Source organism: Roseateles sp. UC29_93 (genome assembly GCF_042695725.1).
GTDB classification, from domain to species: Bacteria; Pseudomonadota; Gammaproteobacteria; order Burkholderiales; family Burkholderiaceae_C; genus Roseateles; species Roseateles noduli_A.
This window is the reverse complement of record NZ_CP170545.1, coordinates 4,884,568-4,904,110: the sequence shown is the minus strand read 5'-3', so window position 1 is coordinate 4,904,110 and position 19,543 is coordinate 4,884,568. Positions and strand designations below refer to the sequence as shown.

Annotated in this window: 9 protein-coding genes and 3 pseudogenes; 11 read left to right on the top strand and 1 reads right to left on the bottom strand. The window is 71.5% G+C overall.

Annotated elements, in window-relative coordinates; translation table 11 throughout:
• Positions 1-32: 32 nt before the first annotated feature.
• The 4 genes from ACFJIX_RS22860 to ACFJIX_RS22845 are packed head-to-tail and all read left to right on the top strand — an operon-like array spanning position 33 to position 8,232.
• Positions 33-1,073, top strand: coding sequence for an ABC transporter substrate-binding protein (locus ACFJIX_RS22860; RefSeq protein ID WP_377154985.1), 1,041 nt, complete (start codon positions 33-35; stop codon positions 1,071-1,073).
• 3 nt (positions 1,074-1,076) lie between these two features.
• Positions 1,077-4,010: a PAS domain S-box protein gene (locus ACFJIX_RS22855; protein WP_377154984.1), complete on the top strand. Its 2,934-nt coding sequence runs from the start codon at positions 1,077-1,079 to the stop codon at positions 4,008-4,010.
• Positions 4,010-7,054 carry an ATP-binding protein gene (locus ACFJIX_RS22850; protein WP_377154983.1) on the top strand — a complete coding sequence of 1,015 codons (3,045 nt, stop codon included), beginning with the start codon at positions 4,010-4,012 and terminating at the stop codon, positions 7,052-7,054. Before ACFJIX_RS22855 ends, ACFJIX_RS22850 begins: the two co-directional genes overlap by 1 nt.
• On the top strand, positions 7,051-8,232 hold the full coding sequence (locus ACFJIX_RS22845; RefSeq protein WP_377154982.1) for an ATP-binding protein: 1,182 nt from the start codon (positions 7,051-7,053) through the stop codon (positions 8,230-8,232). Before ACFJIX_RS22850 ends, ACFJIX_RS22845 begins: the two co-directional genes overlap by 4 nt.
• Before the next feature lie 32 nt (positions 8,233-8,264).
• Here ACFJIX_RS22845 and ACFJIX_RS22840 read toward each other — a convergent pair whose 3' ends face one another.
• The gene (locus ACFJIX_RS22840) at positions 8,265-8,951 is read right to left on the bottom strand and encodes a glutathione S-transferase family protein (RefSeq protein WP_377154981.1); all 687 of its coding nucleotides are present in this window, start codon (positions 8,949-8,951) and stop codon (positions 8,265-8,267) included.
• Positions 8,952-9,108: 157 nt separating this feature from the next.
• On the opposite strand from ACFJIX_RS22840, the gene ACFJIX_RS22835 reads away from it, so the two are divergent.
• The 7 genes and pseudogenes from ACFJIX_RS22835 to ACFJIX_RS22805 all read left to right on the top strand — a co-directional run.
• Positions 9,109-9,714: a TetR/AcrR family transcriptional regulator gene (locus tag ACFJIX_RS22835; RefSeq protein WP_377154980.1), complete on the top strand. Its 606-nt coding sequence runs from the start codon at positions 9,109-9,111 to the stop codon at positions 9,712-9,714.
• A gap of 105 nt (positions 9,715-9,819) precedes the next feature.
• Positions 9,820-10,554, top strand: a complete 735-nt coding sequence (locus tag ACFJIX_RS22830; protein ID WP_377154979.1) for a response regulator transcription factor — start codon at positions 9,820-9,822, stop codon at positions 10,552-10,554.
• Positions 10,551-12,218 (top strand): FecR domain-containing protein, encoded by a 1,668-nt coding sequence (locus ACFJIX_RS22825; protein ID WP_377154978.1) that lies wholly within the window; start codon positions 10,551-10,553, stop codon positions 12,216-12,218. Before ACFJIX_RS22830 ends, ACFJIX_RS22825 begins: the two co-directional genes overlap by 4 nt.
• Positions 12,218-12,553: pseudogene (locus tag ACFJIX_RS22820) on the top strand (CHASE2 domain-containing protein); the annotation flags it as partial. The gene ACFJIX_RS22825 and the pseudogene ACFJIX_RS22820, both read left to right, overlap by 1 nt.
• Before the next feature lie 4 nt (positions 12,554-12,557).
• Positions 12,558-14,171 carry a CHASE2 domain-containing protein gene (locus ACFJIX_RS22815; protein WP_377154977.1) on the top strand — a complete coding sequence of 538 codons (1,614 nt, stop codon included), beginning with the start codon at positions 12,558-12,560 and terminating at the stop codon, positions 14,169-14,171.
• A 101-nt stretch (positions 14,172-14,272) separates the two neighbouring features.
• Positions 14,273-15,003 (top strand): annotated as a pseudogene (gene aqpZ, locus ACFJIX_RS22810) (aquaporin Z).
• Between the two features lie 283 nt (positions 15,004-15,286).
• Positions 15,287-19,411 (top strand): annotated as a pseudogene (locus ACFJIX_RS22805) (beta strand repeat-containing protein); the annotation flags it as partial.
• Positions 19,412-19,543: the final 132 nt, after the last annotated feature.

Sequence of the window (19,543 nt, the reverse complement as noted above, 5' to 3'; positions counted from 1 at the left end):
CCCCCGGACCTTCGAGACGCAGGGGGGCTGCGATGTCTGACGCAAACAGGGCGAATGTCTTCGCGGGGTCGTGGCGCCTGAGCGCCACGCGCCGCCTCTGGCTGCTCACCGCGCTCGGCTCGGCGCTGTCCGGCTGCGGCAGACCGGACCCGCCGCAGGCCGCGGCCTCGCGGGAGGCCGTCGTGCTGGCGGTGACGCCCTATGCCGGCGCGGCGCCCGCCTTTGTGGCCGTTGCCAGGGGCTACTTCGAACGCGAAGGCCTGTCCGTGACCGTGCAGCACCACGGTTCCGGCAAGGAGGCCCTGGACGCCGTGCTGGCGGGCAAGGCCGACGTCGCGACGGTCGCCGAACTGCCCGTCGCGCTGGCCGTGGTCAAAGGGCATCCGGTCACCATCCTCGCGACCTTGTCCACTCAAAGCGACCATGCCATCGTCGGCCGTACCGACCGCGGCATCTGGTCCGCCGACGCGCTGCGAGGCAAGCGCATCGGCGCCAGCGTGGGCACGAGCGGCGACTTCGTGCTCGACGTGCTGCTGGTCCGATCGCGCCTGTCGCGCGCGGATGTCCAGGTCGTCGACCACAAGCCGCGCGACCTGGCCGATGCGCTCGTGCGCGGCGATGTCGATGCCATCGTGACCTGGGAACCGTATGTCGCCGACGCACGACGGCGCCTGGGCGACCGGGCGGCGGTGTTCCCCAGCGAGGGGGTGTACGACTCCAGCTTCAATCTGGCCTCGCAGCGCGCTTTCGCGCTTCAACGCGGCGAGGTGGTGCGTCACCTGCTCGTCGCGCTGCTGCAGGCCGAGGATCTGCTGAAACACGACCTGGCCGCCAGCGAGTCCATCGTCGCGCAGGCGCTGCGCAAACCGCCCGAGGAGATCCATGAACTGCTCTCGCGCAGCCGTTTCTCCCTGTCGCTGGAACAACACCTGCTGGTGGTCCTCGAGGACGAGGGCCGCTGGGCGATGAAGAACCGGGTCGTGGACGCGCCGCGTGCGCCGAACTTCCTGGATGCCGTCTATCTGGACGGCTTGGCCGCGGTCAAGCCGCGTGCGGTCACGATCATCCGCTAGGCCATGAAGATATCGACCCGCCTCGCGATCATCGGCTCGGCCTGCGTGCTGGTCACGCTGGCCATCGCGGTGTCGCTGGGCGTGTCCGGCCGGCAGGTCGCCGAGAGCATGCGCAAGAACCGCGCCGCCGCGGACCTGGTCGAGTCGGCGGCCGGCCTGCGTTACCTGACGCTGGAGTACGCACGCCAGCCCGAGGCGCGGGTCGAGGTGCAATGGGCCAGCGCCTACCGCACGCTGGGCCATGCGCTGGACCGCGCCCAGGGCTTCGAATCGCGCGACGAGCAGGAGGGCATCTCGCAGATCCGCGCAGCCCATGACAAGGCGCCCGCCGTCTTCGCGGAGCTGGTCCGGGCCCAGCAGGCCCGCCTGGCCGGTGACGGCCAACGGCAGGTCCTCGACGAGTGGGCCGGGCGCCTGACGGCCGCCATGGCGCGCAAGACGCTGATCATGATGAGCGAGTCGTTCCGGCTGCAGGACATCAGCCGCGAGCAGGTGGCGACCGCCCAGCGGCGCGCGGTCGCGATCGTCCTGAGCTTGTCGGCCATGCTGGCCGTCGCGGTGGCGGCCAGCATGTTCTTCATCTTCCGCGGCATCGCCCGTCCGCTGGCCCGACTGCGCGAGGGCATGCGGCGCGTGGGGGCGGGCGACCTGGAGCACGCCGTCGGCGGTACCGGTGCCGACGAGATCGCCGAGCTGGCGCGCGAGTTCGACGGCATGAGCACGCTGCTCAGGAGCACGACCGTGTCCCGCGACCGGCTTGCGGAAAGCGAGGCGCGCACCCGACTCATCCTCGATGCCGCGTTGGATGCCGTCGTGGGCATGGACGGCGAGGGACGCGTCACGCATTGGAATCCGCAGGCGGAGGCGGTGTTCGGCTGGTCCGCCGACGAAGCCGTCGGGCGGCTCCTGACAGCGCTCGTCGTGCCCGAGCGCTTCCGCGAGGCGCACCGGGCCGGCTTGCGGCGCTACCTCGACACCGGGGTGGCGACCGTGCTCGACCGGCGCGTCGAATTGCGGGCGACGCGACGCGACGGGACCGAGTTCCCGATCGAGCTCGCCATCACCGCGATCCGGTCCAACGGCGTGGTGAGCTTCAACGCCTTCCTGCGCGACATCACCAGCCGCAAGCTCGGCGAGTCCCGGCTCAAGGAGCAGCTGGCGCGGCTGGACCTGCTGAACCAGATCACCCGCGCCGTCGGTGAACGCCAGGACCTGCACAGCATCTTCCAGGCCGTGATCCGCGGCCTGGAGGACAACGCGCCGGTGGACTTCAGTTGTGTCTGCCTGCGCGACGCCGCCGGCGACACGCTGCGGGTGACGGGCGTCGGCGTGAAGAGCGCGCCGCTGGCCCTGGAGCTCGCGTTGTCCGAACAGGCCGACCTGTCGATCGACGGCGACGGCCTGTCGCAATGCCTGGCCGGACACCTGGTCTACGAGCCGGACCTGACGACGGTCCCGTTCCCTTTCCCGCAGCGGCTGGCGCGCGGCGGCCTGCGATCGCTGGTGATCGCGCCGCTGCAGTCGGAGAACCGTGTGTTCGGCATCCTCGTCGCCGCGCGTCTGGCCCCTCAGGCCTTCAGCAGCAGCGACTGCGAATTCCTGCGACAGCTCAGCGAGCACGTCAGCCTGGCCAGCCACCAGGCGCAGCTCTACGGCGCGCTGCAGCAGGCCTACGAGGACCTGCGCCAGACGCAGCAGGCGATCCTGCAGCAGGAGCGGCTGCGGGCGCTGGGGCAGATGGCCAGCGGCATCGCGCACGACATCAACAATGCGATTTCGCCGGCCATGCTCTACACGGAGAGCCTCCTGGAGCGCGAGCCTGGGCTGAGCCCGTCGGCGCGCAGCGCGTTGGGCAACATCGCCCGCGCCATCGACGACGTGGCCGCGACCGTGGCGCGCATGCGCGAGTTCTACCGCCAGCGCGAGAGTGGATCGGCGCTGACGCGGGTGTCGTTGAACGAACTGGTGCGGCAGGTGGTGGAGCTCACGCGCGCGCGCTGGAGCGACATGCCGCTGCAGCGCGGCGTCGTGATCCGTCTGCGCACGGACCTGGCGACCGATGACCCGGTGGTGCTGGGCACCGACAACGAGATCCGGGAGGCGCTGATCAACCTGGTCTTCAATGCGGTCGACGCGATGCCGGACGGCGGGACGGTGACGATCCGCACGGGCCAGCAAGGCGAGGGCGCCCACGCGGCCGTGATGCTGGAGGTCGCCGACGACGGCATGGGCATGGACGAGGCGACGCGCCGCCGCTGCCTCGAGCCGTTCTTCACCACCAAGGGCGAGCGCGGCACCGGCCTCGGGCTGGCGATGGTGTACGGCATCGCGCAGCGCCACGGCGCCGACCTGGAGGTGCACAGCGCGCCGGGGCAGGGCACCCGCGTGTCGCTGCGCTTCACCGTGCCGGCGCCGGACGAGGGGGCCGGTACGTCGCTCCGCAGCGACCCGGACGAGAAGCCGCCGCCGCTGCGGATCCTGCTCGTCGACGATGACCCGCTGCTGCTGCGTTCGCTGCAGGAGACGCTGGAGGCGGACGGCCACGCGGTCACCAGCGCCCATGCGGGACAGGCCGGGATCGACGCGTTCCGGGACGCCCTTCGCGGCGCGGACCGGCACGGGCACGGCTTCGAGGTCGTCGTGACCGACCTGGGCATGCCGCACGTCGACGGACGGCAGGTGGCGGCGGCGGTGAAGGCGGCCTCGCCGGCCACGCCGGTGATCCTGCTCACGGGCTGGGGGCAGCGACTGGTGGACGAGGACGAGAAGCCGCCGCATGTCGACCAGGTGCTCGGCAAGCCGCCGAAGCTGCGCGAGTTGCGTCGCGCCCTGCGACGCGCGACCGCGCCGGCGGACCCGCCCGGCGCGGCGCCTGATCCCGGGGATCCCGGGGATCCCGGGGGGCCGCGGCGCTCCGGGATGAAGGAGCCGTCCTGATGCGCGCGTTCTGGCACCCAGGCCGCTGGCCTCTGCGCCTGCAGGTGGTCGCGATGCTGGTGCTGGTGTCCTCGCTGCCGCTGGCGCTGTGGGCCTATGTCGACCTGCGCGACGACCGGGAGCGGATGCTCGACGGCCTCAGGAGCCTGCTGGAGGCGCGTGCCGACCAGATCGTCCGGGAGATCGACGCCTTCCATCGCGGCTACCGCAATGCCTCGGAGCGCCTGGTGCGGCTCCCCTCGTCCCGCGAGTTCTGCAGTGCGACGCCGCAACGGCGGGCGGCGCTGCAGGCGGACCTCCAGGGCGCGCTCGCGAGCTTTCCCGACAGCGACGCGGCCGTGCGCGGCGTGGCGCTCATCGACCCGCGCGGGCGGGTCGTCGCGGCGACCGAGCACGCCATGGTCGGCGTGGACCTGGGCGAGGATCCGAACGTGAAGGCCGCGCTGGGCGGTGTCCCGGTGGTCTCCGATCCTTACGTCGCGTCCCGACGCGGTAGCGCCCAGCCATCGCTGGGTTACTTCGCGCCCCTGTCGGAGGCCGACGGCCTGCGCTGCGTGGGCGTGATCTGGGTGCGGGCCGAAGCCTTCTGGACCGCGGTCCGGAGCTCCAACGAGCAGGCGGGCAAGGGCAGCTTCGCCGTGGTGTTCGACCGGGAGGGGATCCGCATCGCCCACACCTACAGCGAGGACATCGTCTTCCGCCCGGCCGGGAAGTTGCCGCCCGAGGTCGTCGAGCGACTGGTCGCGAATCAACGCTTCGGCGAACGCACGCGGGAGTTGCTGGCGGACATCCGTTCGTTCCCGGAGCAGTTCGAACGCGCGCGGGCGGCGTCGCCGGATCCGGCGGTCTTCCGAGGCTGGGCGCCGGTCAACGCGCAATGGAACTATGGCGTGGCACGCCGCTTCCATGCGGTGGACTGGACCGTGTTCTACATGATTCCCGAGCGGGCCTTCGTCGCGGACATCGACCGCATGACGTGGCAGCGCTTCGGGCTGGCCGCGGCCATCATCCTTGGCGCGGGGCTTGCCGGGCTGTTGCTGGCGGGCACGATCCTGCGTCCGTTGCGTTCGCTCGCGCGCGCCGCCCGGACCATGGCGGGCGGCGAGATGTCCGTCCGTGTGGAGAGCCGGCGCGACGATGAGATCGGTGACCTGATCCGGGCGTTCAACGCGATGGCCGAGGACTTGCAGGCCAAGGCCGGCCACCTCGAGCGCGCCAACGACGCCCTCGAGGCGCGCGTGCGCGAGCGCACCGCGACGCTGAGCGCCGAGGTGGCCGAGCGCGAAGGCGTCGAGCGCCGACTGCAGTCGCAGCTGGAGCGGCTGCAGCTGCTCGACCACATCACCGCCGCGATCGCCGAGCGGCAGGATCTGCCGAGCATCTACCAGGTCGTGGTCGGCACCCTGGAGGACCGGCTGCCGGCGCCCGTGGCCGGCGTCCTGATCCTGGACCCGGCGGGACGCACGCTGACGCCGGTCCGGATCGGCGAGAGCTTCGAGATCCTGGCCGGCCGGGACAGCGGCGCCGACGGCCCTGACGCGGAGGGCGCCGACACCGTCCCCGCGCTTCATGGCACGGACGTCACGCGCGTGCTGCAGGGGACGCTGGTGTACGAGCCGGATCTCACCGGCCTGTCGCTGCCCCTGGCGCGGCGGCTCTCGCAGCGAGGCCTGCGCTCGATGGTGCTGGCGCCGCTGCGGGCCGGCGACATCGTGTTCGGGCTGCTGCTGGTGGCGCGACGCGCGACGAACGGATTCGGCAGCGGCGACTGCGAGTTCCTGCGCCAGCTGAGTGCCCACGTGGCGCTGGCGGCGCGTCAGGCGCAGTTGCACGCGGACCTGCAGCGTGCCTATGACGAGCTGACGCAATCCCAGCAGACGGTCATGCAGCAGGAGCGGCTGCGGGCGCTCGGGCAGATGGCGAGCGGCATCGCGCATGACATCAACAACGCGATCTCGCCCATCGTGCTGTACACCGACGAGTTGCTCGAACGCACGCCCGGGCTGAGCGAGAAGACGCGCTCGCGGCTCGCGGTCATCGCCCGCGCGATCGACGATGTGGCGGCGACCGTCGCCCGCATGCGCGAGTTCTACCGGCAACGGGCATCGTGCGCCCAGCATCTGCCGCTGCAGCTGAACGACCTGGTGCCGCAGGTCGTCGACCTCACGCGCGCGCGCTGGAGCGACATGCCCCAGCAGCGGGGCGTGGTGATCCGGCTCGCGGTCGACCTGACGCCGGCCCTGCCCGAAGTCCTCGGAGGCGAGAGCGAGATCCGCGAAGCCCTGATCAACCTGGTCTTCAACGCCGTCGACGCGATGCCGGAGGGCGGCCTGCTGACGCTGCGGACGGCCTTGCGCGACGTCGGAGCGGACGACGGACATCCGGACCGCCAGGAGGTCGTGATCGAGGTCTCGGACACCGGCGTCGGCATGGATGAATCCACGCGTCGGCGCTGCCTGGAGCCGTTCTTCACGACCAAGGGCGAGCGCGGCACCGGCCTGGGCCTGGCCATGGTCTACGGCGCCGTCCAGCGCCATGACGCGGCCCTGGAGATCGACAGCGTGGTCGGGAAGGGCACCGCCTTCCGACTGCGTTTCCCGGTGCGGCGGACGGTGTCCGCAGCCACGGCGGCGGACGCCCCGGGCCTGGTGCCCGCCGGGCCGTTGCGGATCCTGCTGGTCGACGACGATCCGCTGATCCTGCGGTCGATGCAGGAAGCGCTCGAGGGCGACGGGCACGCGGTGACGGCCGCCAACGGCGGGCAGGCCGGCATCGCCGCGCTGTCCGACGACACGGCCGCCTTCGACGCCGTCATCACGGACCTCGGCATGCCCGATGTCGACGGACGGCGCGTGGCCGCCGAGGCCAAGGCGCGCGCGCCCGGCACGCCGGTCATCCTGCTGACCGGATGGGGCCAGCGGATGATCGCGGACGGCGAGATGCCGCCCGCGGTCGATCTTGTGTTGAGCAAGCCGCCCAAGCTCCGGGAGGTGCGAACGGCGCTGGCCCGGCTGCTCGCGGTCCCGAAGGGAGAACACGCGTGAACACCCACAGCCCCGCCGGGTCGACCGGCTCCGTCCTGTCATCCGGGTCCTCCGGGGCCGAGCCCGCCCGGCTGCTGGTCGTCGACGACGAGGCGCGGCACATGGAGGCCCTGTGCGACACGCTGGCCGGGCACGGCTACGCGGTCGTGGGCCACGCCGACGCCGAGGGCGCCTTGAACGAACTGCGGCGCGGCGTCTTCGACGTTCTGCTGACCGACCTGGTGATGCCCGGGAAGACCGGCATCGAACTGCTGCGCGCCGCGCTCGAGATCGATCCTCAGCTGGTGGGCGTCGTCATGACCGGGGAGGGCAGCATTGCCACCGCAGTGGAGGCCATGCGCAGCGGGGCCACCGACTACGTGCTCAAGCCGTTCCGGTTGGCATCCATCCTGCCGGTGCTGGGCCGTGCGGTGGAGATCGGCCGCCTGCGGCGTGAGAACACCCGACTCCACCTCAGCCTGCAACGCCGTGCCGATGAACTGGAGGCCACCAACCGGGAGCTGGACGCCTTTGCGCGCACCGTGTCGCATGACCTCCGCACGCCGCTGAACGCCCTCGTCGGGTTCTCGACGCTGCTGGCGGCGCAGGCGGGCCCGGTGCTGTCGCCACGCCAGCGCGGCTGGCTGGCGGACATGCAGCTGGCGGCACAACGCATGACGGATCTGATCGACGCGTTGATGCGCTTGTCCCACATGGGCCGGCGCGCGCTGACACTCACCGAGGTCGATGTGGAGGCGCTGGTGCGCAGCGTGATCGGGGAACTCCTGGCCTCAGGATCCGGCGTGGTGCCGCGGTTCGACGTTGGCGCAATGCCTCGCGTGGTGGCGGACGCGCCGATGCTTCGGCAGGTGTTCGCCAACCTCATCTCCAACGCTGCGAAGTTCTCCGTTCAGCAGGCGACAGGACACGAAGCGACGGTTTCGATCGGGGGCGAACGGGACGGCGCCGCCATCGTCTTCTCTGTCAGCGACGACGGCCCTGGCTTCGATTCAGCCGACGCGCAGCGCTTGTTCGAACCGTTCATCCGCCTGCAGGGCGCGGAGAAGGTCGAAGGCCACGGCCTCGGCCTGTCGATCGTGCAGCGGATCGTGCAGCGTCACGGTGGACGGGTCTGGGCCACCTCCGCGCCCGGGGAAGGCGCCACGTTTCGATTTTCACTGCCGCAGACCGTTGAATGAGCGCGCAGGTGGGGCCAACGGCTGAGGACGGATCAGAAGCCCATGCGGGTCAGATCCTCCTGCACGAACTGCTGGCCGCTGCGTTCTCGCACGCTGGGCAGCGCCGCCACGCGCCGACGCCACGCCTGAAGGGTCTGGTGGTCTTCAGGTGCCGGGATCCCCGCCGCGTCGGCAAACATCAAGCCGGCGAAGAGCGTGATGTCCGCCATGGAGAAGTGATCGCCGGCCAGGAACGGGCGGTGCTGGAGCAGGTCGTCGAAATACCGGTAGCCCTGCACCACCTTTTGGGCCTCCTGCAGGCCCATTTCCTTGCGGGCCGACCAGTCGGGGCTCTTGTAGACCTGCAAGGCCGCGCCGAGGCCAGGCGTCGCGTGGTGGAAGTAGAGGCCGACGGGATCGAGCACGAAGGACTCGGCGCGCCGCTGCATCATGTGGATCAGCGCCTTCTCCCTGGGGGTGCGGCCGGTGAGCGAGGGGTGGCCGTCGAGGTTGTCGAGGTATTCCGTGATGGCCGTCGATTCCGAGATCAGCGTGCCGTCGTCCAGTTCCAGCACGGGCACGATGCCGGCCGGGTTCTTGGCCAGGAAGGCCGGCTGCTTGTGCTCGGCGGCCATCAGGTCCACGGACACGAATTCCACCTGGTCGTCCAGACCCTTTTCGGCCAGCACGATGCGGATGCGGGCGGGGTTGGGGAAGCCGGGGCGGTCATAGATCTTCATGGTTCATCCTTGTCGGTTGACAGTGTTGGTTGACATTGTGGGTCGAGATGCCTATCTATCGATAGATAGATGAGCATGGGAGCGGACTCTAAGGGCTCGCCTGACTTTGTGTCAAACTAATCTATCGATAGATAGATTCAACTGTGAAAGGGCGCCGATGTCCTCGAAGAGCCACACGCAAGCGGCGGACGCAGGTGCCGCCAAGACGGATACCCGGGAGGAACTCCTGGCCGCCGCCCGCTTGGCGGTGCAGGCCCACGGCTACAACGCGCTGAGCTTCCGGGAGCTGGCCAAGGAGGTCGGCATCAAGAGCGCCAGCGTCCATTACTACTTCCCCACCAAGGGCGACCTGGCCGCGGCACTCGCCGGCCGCTACGCGGACGAGGCGGAGGCCTTCCTCGGCGAGCTCGGCGCCAGCGGCATGCCGCATGACGATCTGATGCGCGCTTACGCAGGGGCCTTCCGCGTGGCGCTGGAGAACGACAACCGCATGTGCCTGTGCGGGATCATGACCGCCGAGTACGACGATCTGCCCGCGCAGGCCCGCACGGAGGTGGACCGCTTTGCGCAGATCAATGCGGAGTGGCTCGCCGCCACGCTGAGGCCGCGCCACCGCAAGGCGCCGCCCGCGGAGCTGGAACAGCGCGCGGTGGCCATCTTTGCCGCCATCGAAGGCGCGCAATTGATCGCACGCGGACGCAAGGACGTCGGTGCCTTCGATCGGATCATCGACACCTACCGGAGCGTCGGCCTCTTCAGTTGAAGTCGGTGCGTCCGTTGCGCGCACCGTGCTGTTCGTGAATCGCCCAATCGGGCTGCCACTCCCACGTTCTTGTGCACAATCCGCCGCCACTAGCAGGTTTAGGGGATGGCACTCATGCAAATCGCGGTTGTGGACGATGACCTCCATCAGCTGGAGCTGCTCTCGCGAACTGTGGAAACCATGGGGCATGTGAGCCACCGATTCACCGATGGCCAGGGCTTGTTGCAAGCCATGCGACGCAGCACCTTCGACCTGCTGCTCGTGGACTGGGAGCTGCCGGACCTGTCCGGCGTCGACATCGTGCAGACCTTGCGCGCCGAGGGAGCCGCCATGCCGATCGTGATGGTGACCCATCGCGACGGCGAGCGCGACGTGGTGCAGGGCCTGACCAAGGGCGCCGACGACTACGTCGTCAAGCCGGTGCGCGGTGCCGAGTTGAAGGCGCGGCTGCTGGCCTTGCTCCGCCGCGCATATCCGGAGCAGGCGACCCTGCAACGCCACGGGCCCTACGAGTGGAACGCGTCGACGCGCGCCTGGTCCAGGGACGGCGAGCCGATCGAGCTCAAGCCGCGCGAGTTCGACCTGTGCGTCTGCCTGTTCCGCCAGATCGGGCGGGTGCTGTCGCGGAACTACCTGATGCAGGCCGTCTGGGGACGGGACGACGAGGTGCCGACGCGCACCCTGGACACCCACATCTCCGCGATCCGGTTGAAGCTGGGTCTTCGCCCGGAACACGGGTATCGGCTGAGCGCCGTGTATGGACACGGCTACCGGCTCGAAGCGCTGGAGGCCCAGGAGCGGCAGGACACGCAGGCGCCGTCGCGCGAGGCCGCCGAATGAGGCGCGCGCCGACGAACGCGGTGGTGACCGTGTTGATGGCCGCGCTGCTGACGGCGGGCGCGGTGGCCGTGCATGCGCAGGCCGGGGACACCGTGGCGCATGTGGTGCGACCGGGCGAATCGCTGTACCGCATCGCGCAGGAGCAACTGGAAGACCCCGCCCGCTGGCCCGAGGTCGCGCGGCTCAATCGCCTCGCGCGCCCGTCGAAGCTGCAGCCTGGACAACGTCTGCTGCTGCCGCTGGCGTTGATGAAGGGCCAGGCCAGCCAGGCCACGGTCGCCTATGTCCGGGGCGGCGTGCTCGCCGACGGCACGGCGCTGCGCATCGGCGATCGCATCGAGGAGGCCGCGACGCTGACGGTGCCGTCGCAGGGATTCATCAGCGTGACGCTGGCCGACGGCTCGTTGCTGCAACTGCAGTCCGACTCCACGGCCCGCCTGGTCCGCCTGCGCGATCTGCCGCGCGAGACGCGCAATACCCTGATCCAGCTGGATCGTGGCCGGATCGACTTGCGGGTGTCCCCTCAGACGCCGGGCTCGCGCTTCCGGGTCAAGACGCCGCTGGCGACCGCGGGCGTGCGCGGCACGCGTTTCGGCGTGACCATGGCGGCGGACGGCGCGCTCACCGCCACCGACGTGATCGAGGGCCTGGTCGCGGTCGCTGCGGTCGGTTCGGTCGGTGCGGCCCCGCCGGGCGCCGAGGAAGCCGAGGTCTCGATCGGGCAGGGCGCCGTCGTGCGTCCCGGCCGGGCGCTGGCGTTGCGGCCACTGCCGCCCGCGCCGCCCTGGACGGAGGAACTCCGATTGGAGCAGTTGCCCGGCGTGCTGCCGATGGGCGACTTGCGCGACGGACAACAGGTGCGCGTCGAGATCGCGGAGGACGACGATTTCACCCGGGTGGTCGCGACGCTGCAAGGCAGGCCGCCGTTGACGGTCCCGGCGCTGCCGGACGGCCACTACCGGATCCGCGGCCGCCTGCTGGACGCGGAGGGCCTGTTCGGCCGCGAAACCGCGTCGCGGGTGCGCGTCAAGACGCTGCCGCACGCGCCGATCGCGCGCGCGCCGTCTGAGGGTCAGGTCGTGCCGCCCGCGCCGGTGGTGTTCCGCTGCACGGAAGTGCCCGGCGCTCAGGGCTACCTGTTCCAGGTCGCGGAGGAGCCCGGCTTCGAGCGCCTGCTGGCGGAGCAGCAAGTCCCGTCGGACGCCTGCGCGTTCACGCTCGGCCCGGTGCCGGTGGGAACGCTGTATTGGCGCGTCGCCTCGCTGGCGCCCGAGCCGGACGGCCGTCTCGAGCGCGGGCCGTTCAGCGATCGGAGCCGTCTGGAGATCCGTCCGCTGCCGGTGGCGCCCGCGGGCGACGACCTGTCCCTGCAGGGCGACCGTCTCCATTGGGCCGGCGCGGCGGGCAGCCGCTACCGGGTCCAGGTGGCGGCGGATGCCGCGTTCGAGCAGGTCCTGTCCGACGTCGACGTCGACGTGCCGGAAGCCCGCCTGACGCTGCCCACGGGGTGCCGCACGCTGGCCGTGCGACTGCAGGCGATCGACGCGCTGGGGCGCCGATCGGACTTCGGCGCGCCGCGGCTGATCAGCGGCGATGCCGGCCTGTGCACCGAGGACGGCGCGGCGGTCGAAGGCGGCGGCGGCGGCGTGCGCGTCGAGCGCTGATGCGGACCGGCTGGATCGCCGACGGGAACTTCCGGCGCCGGCTCCATGCCCTGGGGTGGGCGCTCTTCCTGGGCATCGTGGCCGGTGCCGGCGCCTTGGGTGTCTCGGGCGGGCTGGGACGGCTGGACGCCCTCATCACGGACGCCTTCCTGCACTACTCCCCGCGACCGATCCCGGACGACGTCGTCATCGTCGCCGTGGACGACGCCAGCCTGGCGGCGCTCGGGCGGTGGCCCTGGTCCCGCGACGTCCATGCGCGGCTGCTGGACGTGCTGACGGAGTCGGGAAGCCGCGCGGTCGGGCTGGACCTGATCCTCGCCGAGCCGGACCCGACGCACGATGAAGCGCTCGCCGCCGCCATGCGGCGCCACGGGCGGATCGTGCCTGCCGCTGCACTTCGCGCCGGCCGAGACACATGCCGGCGTGGTGTCGCTGCCGGTGCCCGTGCTGGCCGCCGCCGCCGCCGGACTGGGGCAGCTGCATGTCGACCGCGACGCCGACGGCGCCGTGCGCGCGTTGTTCCTCAGGGAGGGCTTCGGCGACGTGACCTGGGACCATTTCGCCGTGGCCCTGCTCAAGCAGGCACGTCCTTCGCAGGAGGTCCTCGAGCCGATCCCGGATCCCTCGGCACGCGCGGACAACGGCCGCTGGCGCCGGGCGGCGCGATTCGTCATCCCGTTCTCCGGGCCGCCCGGCAGCGTCCGGCGCGTGTCCTACATCGACGTGCTGCAGGGCAGGGTGCCCGCGGCGACCTTCAAGGACGCGATCGTGCTGGTCGGCGCCACGGCGGCGGGCCTGACCGACGCCTATCCCACGCCGGTGTCGCGCAACGAGGCGCTCATGCCGGGCGTGGAGATCTCCGCGCAGGCCTTGATCGCGCTGCGCGACGGCCGCTCGCTGCGCGTGCCGACGCGGTGGCAGGGCGCCGTGCTGGCGGTGGCGCCGCTGCTGCTGGCGCTGGCGGTGCTGCGGCGGACACGGCCGCGCGTGGGGCTGGGCGTGACGCTGGGCCTGATGCCGGCGATCGTGGCGCTCGCCTGGGCCTTGCATCACCTGGCCGGCGTGTTGTGGGCGCCGTCGGCGGCGCTGATCGGCGTGGCCTTGGTGATTCCGCTGTGGAGCTGGCAACGGCTGGAGACCGCGATGGCCTACCTGGAGCGCGAGTTCCATCGCGTCCGGGAGCGCCTGCCGCCGCGCGACGGGGCCGCCACCGCGTCGTCGGGCGGGGACCCGATGGAGCGGCGCATGGCCGCCTTGACGGCGGCGGCGAGCCGGCTTCGTCAACTGGAAGTCCAGCGCCGGCAAGCGGTGGATTTCCTCTCCCATGATCTGCGCGCGCCGCTGTCCGCGACGCTCGCGCTGATCGAGATGGCCGGGCCGGTGGCGGACGCGCGCACGCTCGCGGAGATCGAGGCGCAGACCCGTCGGGCGCTGGCGCTGGCCGAGGGCTTCGTCGATCTGGCCCGGGCGGAGGCGCCGGAGGCGCTGCGGACCACGCCGCTCGATCTGCGCGACGTGATCGTCGAGGCCATGGACGGTGCCTGGTCCGACGCACGGCAGCGCGGGATCTCGATCGAGGGCGAGGCGCCGGCCGACGACGCCCTTTGCGACGGTGACGCCGCCCTGCTTGTGCGCGCCGTCGGCAATCTGCTCGACAACGCCTTGAAGTACGGCCGCGAGGCCGGCACCGTGCGCTGTGACCTGCACGCGATCGGCGCGGGCTGGCGCATCGACGTCCGCAGTCAGGGCCAGCCGCTGGCGCCCGCCGTGGCGGCGACGCTGTTCGACCGTTTCACGCGTGCGCCCGAAGGTCGCGCGCCATCGGCCTCGGGCGCGGGACTGGGCCTGGCCATCGTCCGGTCGGTGGCTCGCCGGCATGGCGGCGACGCCGGCTGGCGCCCCGACGACGACGGGAACGTGTTCTTCATCGAGTTGCCGCGCGCCGCGGACTGACGCTTCAAACGTCAACAATCGTCAGCGGCGCTGGTGCCCCTCGCCGTGCCTTCCTACAGTCCGCCCGCCGCTGTTCCTGCGGCACGAATTGGGAGAAGGCATTGAAAGCGCTCATCGCTGAATTCATCGGCACGTTCTGGCTCGTTCTGGGCGGTTGCGGCAGTGCCGTGCTGTCGGCCACCTATCCGGAATGGGGCATCGGACTGCTCGGCGTCTCGCTGGCCTTCGGCCTCACGGTGCTGACGATGGCGCATGCGGTCGGGCCGGTCTCCGGGGGGCCACTTCAATCCGGCGGTGACCGTCGGACTGTGCGTGGCGGGGCGTTTCCGAGGCACGCGCCGTGCTGCCCTACGTCGGCGTGCAGGTGCTGGGGGCGGTGGTCGCGGCGGCGGTGCTGGCCGTGATCGCCAGCGGCAAGCCCGGTGTCGACCTGGCCGCCGGGGGCTTCGCGGCCAACGGCTACGGCGCGCATTCGCCGGGGGGCTACTCGATGGCGGCGGCCGCGCTGACGGAGGCCGTGCTCACGGCCGGCTTCCTGCTGGTCATCCTAGGGGCGACGTCGCGCCAGGCCGCGGCCGGCTTCGCGCCGCTGGCGATCGGCATGGCGCTCACGCTCATCCACCTGATCAGCATTCCCGTCACCAACACCTCGGTGAATCCGGCGCGCAGCACCGGCGTGGCCCTGTTCTCCGGCGACTGGGCGCTCGGCCAGCTGTGGCTGTTCTGGCTGGCGCCGATCGTCGGTGCCGTGGGCGGCGCGTTGCTCGGCCGGATCCTGTTCGCCGGGCAGGACCCGCGGCCCGCCCATCCTCCCGCGCCGACGCCGCATTGACGCAGCGTCGCGCCGGCACGAGCGCGCGCACAGCCGGGTGCACATCGGGTGCACATCCGGGTGCATTCGCGCCCGTTAGGCCAGCGTGATGCGTTCGTGAGGACTTGTCGCGGTCCGCCCGCGACAGTCCGTCCGCTCGCGACGACGCATCCGTTGCGCGACGCCACCACCACCGATCGACCACCGATCCGCCGACCACGGCCGCCAGGCCCGGGTTCGCGCGGATCTCTCCTCCGACTTTCAGTCTCAGCACGGACCGGCCCGCGCCGCCCGTAAAACAACGATGACGTCTGCCCGCGTGTTGAATCCTCTCGCCCGTTGCCGGGCCGCCTTCCGACGAGCCGCCGTGCTTGTCGGCCTGGGCCTCGGCCTGGCCGGTGCCGCCCAGGCGCAGCTGGTGGTGACCGGCATGCCGGACACGCCCGATCCGGTCGCGGCGGGTGGCGTCGTGACCTACGACATCGGCATCGGCGACGCCCTGGGCGTGGCCCGCAGCGGCGTGACGGTGAACGTCGCCGTGCCGGCCAACGGGCGCTTCGCCGGCACGGGCACCCTGCCGGCGGGCGTGAGTTGCGGCGGCATGGCGGTCGGCCAGGCGGGACCCGGCACGGTGACCTGCACCGGGATCAACGTGCCGTCGCTGGACGTGACGCATCTGCCGATGCGCGTGCGGTCGACCGCGGCCGGCACGATGGCGGTCACGGCCACCGTCGTCGGCGGCTCCTCGCAGAGCGAGACGACCACGGTCAACACCGGCGCGGATCTGGCCCTGTCGATCAACGCACCGGCGTCGGTGGCGGCCGGCAGCACGCAGAACGTGCAACTCACGGTGTCGAACGCGGGGCCCGACGCCTCGCCGTCCTCGACGCTGACCTACAACGTGCCGCCGGGCTTCGCCTTGAGCGCGACACCGGGCGGCTGCTCGCTGTCGGGCAACACGCTCACCTGCAGCCTGGGCGCGATCGCCAACGGCGGCAGCACCAGCATCACCGTCACCGGCGTGATCGGCGTGGGCGGCAACTCCACGCTGACGCACTCGGCGGACGTCACCAATGGCGGAGGCGTCGCCGACGGCGACACCAGCAACAACATCGCCAACGCCAATACCGCGGTCACGGCGGGCAGCAGCCTGTCGGTGACGAAGACCAAGTCCGTCGCGGACCCCGTCCAGACCGGACAGGCCTTCAACTTCCAGTTCAACGTGCGCTACAGCGGGGACTTCCCGTCCGGCGCGCAACTGACGGACAACCTGCCCGCCAACTTCTGCGCCGTCGCACCCGCGACCTTCAGCAGCGGCGGCTGGACCTGTACGGCTTCCAGCACCTGTCCCTCCGCGGGCGGAACGCTGAGCTGCACCCGCGGCGGCACCGGCAGCGCGGGCAGCAACGTCTCGCTGGGCACCATCAGCGCGCCGATGCAGGCGCTGACCAGCGGCGTGGGCATCGTCAACACCGCCACGGCCAGCGCCACCGGCGTGGCGCCGGTCAACGGCTCGGTGAACACGACGGTGATCGACCCCGCCGCGGACCTGCGCGCCAACAAGGCCAAGAGCTGGCCGCAGGCCGCGGTGCCGGTGAACCAGGCGTTCAACTACACGATCTCGACGACCAACCTCGGCCCGAGCGCGATCCCGACCAGCGGCACCATCACGCTGACCGACACGGTGCCGGCCAACCTGCGGGTCAACAGCATCGCGGCGCCGGCGGGCTTCACCTGCCTGTCCTCGGGCGGCGGCAGCTTCCCGCAGGCCGGCCCGGTGACCATCACCTGCACCAGCGCCAACGTGGCGCTGGCGGTCAACGCCACGACCTCGAACGTCACCATCAACGCGCAGGCCACGGCCGCGGGCGGCACGCTGACCAACCAGGTCTGCGTGGGCTCGGCCAACGCGCCGGCGGACAACGTGTCCGCCAACGACTGCGCCAGCGTCGGCGTGAACCCGCAGACCAATGCCGCGCAGGCCGACGTGTCGGCGCTCAAGCGCGTGGTCGGGCTGGGCGACGCCGCGGGCAACCGCCAGGAGGCCGGCTCCCCGATCACCTGGGAGATCGAGGTCGTCAACGCCGGTCCGCAGACCGCGACCGGCGTCGCGGTCACCGACACCGTCAACAACGTCTTCAATGCCAACTCGAGCCAGTATGCGCTGGCCACGGTGGCCGGCAGCGCCACGCTGGGCAGCTGCAGCCTCGCGCCGTCGGCCTCGGCGGTGTCGCTGAGCAACTGCACGATCGCGAGCCTCCCGGTCTGCACCGCCGGCGTCGACTGCCCGCGGTTCCAGATCACGGTGCGCCACTTCGGCGACGGCACCGCCTCGGACAACCAGTTCACCGCGACCAACACGGCGTTCGCGCTGGCCCAGAACGAGGCCGATCCCGACCTCGCCAACAACAACGCCAACAACAACACGCCCGCGACGGCCTACTTCATCGCCCGCGCCGACGTGGCGGTCAGCAAGACCGACAACCCCGACCCGGTGTCCGCCGGCCAGCTGCTGACCTACACGATCACCGCCAGCAATCCGGCCGCCACCAGCGGCAGCCGCGCCTTCAACGTCGGCATCGACGACAGCCTGCCGGCCGGCCTGGTGTACCTGTCGGCCACGGCCAACGGCGGCGGCAGCTGCACGACCACGCCCGTGGCCGGCACCACCACCGGCCCCGGCAACGACACGCTGATCTGCGGCTGGAGTTCCATCGCGCGCGGCTCGCAGCAGACGGTGACCGTGCGGGTGCGCGCCACCGCCGCGCTGGCCGCGGCCCTGGGCGGCAGCGGCGCCATCACCAACACGGTGACCGTGTCGACGTCCACGCCCGAGATCGCCGGCGGCGCCGCCAACAACACCGCGACGCAGAGCACCGCGGTGATCGCGCCGTCCTACGACCTGATCGTCAACAAGACCGACGACGTGGACCCGGTCAGCGTCGGCGACAACGTCACCTACACCATCACCGTCACCAACAACGGCGCGTCGACCGCCGAGAACGTGGTCCTGACCGAAACCCTGCCGTCGACGGCGGGGGCACCGACCTTCGTGGCCCTGGTGACGCCGCTGCCCGCGGGCGTGAGCTGCAACACCTCGGGGGTCACCGTCGGCGCGGCCGGCGGCAGCATCGGCTGCACCATCGCCAGCCTGGGCGGCACCGGCGGCGGGTCCACCGGCGAAAGCAACTCGGTCCAGGTCCGCGTGCGCCTGCAGGGCGCCGACAAGGGCACCTTCTCGAATGCCGCCTCGGTGCGCTTCGCCAGCGCGGCGCAGGACGCCTTCGATCCGCAGGCCAACAACAGCGTCTCGGAGCCGACCACCTTCCGCTACAAGGCCGACGTGCAGGCCGTCGACAAGGCGGCCGTGATCGCCGGCACCACCACGCCGCTGAGCGCCATCGCGCAGGGCCAGGCCTTCGACTGGCTGATCCACGTGCGCAACAACGGCCCGCAGGCGGCCGAGATCACCAGCGTCGGCGACACGCTGCCCGCGGGACTTCAACTGGCCGGCACGCCGACGCTGACGGTGACCGCCGGGACCTTCACGCCCGCGGCGCCGACCTGCACCGGCACGGCCGGCGGCACGGGCACGACCTGCGCCATCGCCAGCATGCCCTCGGGCGGTGCGGCCACGCTGCGCATCCCGGTGCAGCTGACCGGCAACCCGGCCAACGGCACGGTGCTGACCAACACCGTCTCCATCGTGACGGTCGGCTCCGGCGACACCAACGGCGGCGCCGACCCGGCGGCCGGCAACAACTTCGCCAGCGGCACGATCACCGTGCAGACCTCGACGCTGTCGGGCCGCGTCTATGAAGATGCCAACGGCAACGGCCAGGCCGACGCGGGCGAGCCCGGCATCGCCGGCGTGACGCTGACGCTCGGCGGCACCGACAGCCTGGGCAATCCGGTCACGCGCACGACCACGACCGACTCGAACGGCAACTGGAGCTTCTCCGTTCCCGCGGGTGCCTACACCGTCACCGAGGCGCAGCCCGCCAGCTACCTGCCGGGCATCACGCGCGCCGGCAACGCCAGCGGCGTCGGCAGCACCGCCGGCAACGTGCCGGCGGGCGGGGCGGGGGTGGTCAGCGGCCCCAACGGCTCGAACGCCAACGTGATCCAGACCATCGTGCTGGGCGCGGGCGGCAGCTCGACGGGCAACCTCTTCGGCGAAGTGCATGCCGCGTCGCTGGCGGGCCGCGTCTACCAGGACGCCGACTACAACGGGGCCTACACCGCGGGCGAGCCCGGCATCGCGGGCGTGACGCTGCAGCTCATCGGCACCGACCTGCAGGGCAACGCCGTCAACACCAGCACGACCACCGCGGCCGACGGCAGCTACGGCTTCGCCAACCTGCTGCCGGGCAGCTACACGGTGATCGAGCCGACGCAGCCCGACGGCTTCGCCGACGGCGGCGAAACGGCCGGCACGGCCGGCGGCAGCACCACCGTCAACGACCGCATCGGCGGCATCACGCTGGGCAGCAACACCGCCGCGACCGGCAACAACTTCGGCGAGCGCCTGACGCGCGTCAGCGTGCGCGTTCTTCGAGGA

Bases quoted from the DNA above. Each gene is read 5' to 3' on its own strand.
- ACFJIX_RS22860 (WP_377154985.1), top strand. From the start codon at position 33: ATGTCTGACGCAAACAGGGCGAATGTCTTCGCGGGGTCGTGGCGCCTG.
- ACFJIX_RS22855 (WP_377154984.1), top strand. From the start codon at position 1,077: ATGAAGATATCGACCCGCCTCGCGATCATCGGCTCGGCCTGCGTGCTG.
- ACFJIX_RS22850 (WP_377154983.1), top strand. From the start codon at position 4,010: ATGCGCGCGTTCTGGCACCCAGGCCGCTGGCCTCTGCGCCTGCAGGTG.
- ACFJIX_RS22840 (WP_377154981.1), bottom strand. From the start codon at position 8,951: ATGAAGATCTATGACCGCCCCGGCTTCCCCAACCCCGCCCGCATCCGC.
- ACFJIX_RS22835 (WP_377154980.1), top strand. From the start codon at position 9,109: ATGTCCTCGAAGAGCCACACGCAAGCGGCGGACGCAGGTGCCGCCAAG.
- ACFJIX_RS22830 (WP_377154979.1), top strand. From the start codon at position 9,820: ATGGCACTCATGCAAATCGCGGTTGTGGACGATGACCTCCATCAGCTG.
- ACFJIX_RS22825 (WP_377154978.1), top strand. From the start codon at position 10,551: ATGAGGCGCGCGCCGACGAACGCGGTGGTGACCGTGTTGATGGCCGCG.
- ACFJIX_RS22815 (WP_377154977.1), top strand. From the start codon at position 12,558: ATGAAGCGCTCGCCGCCGCCATGCGGCGCCACGGGCGGATCGTGCCTG.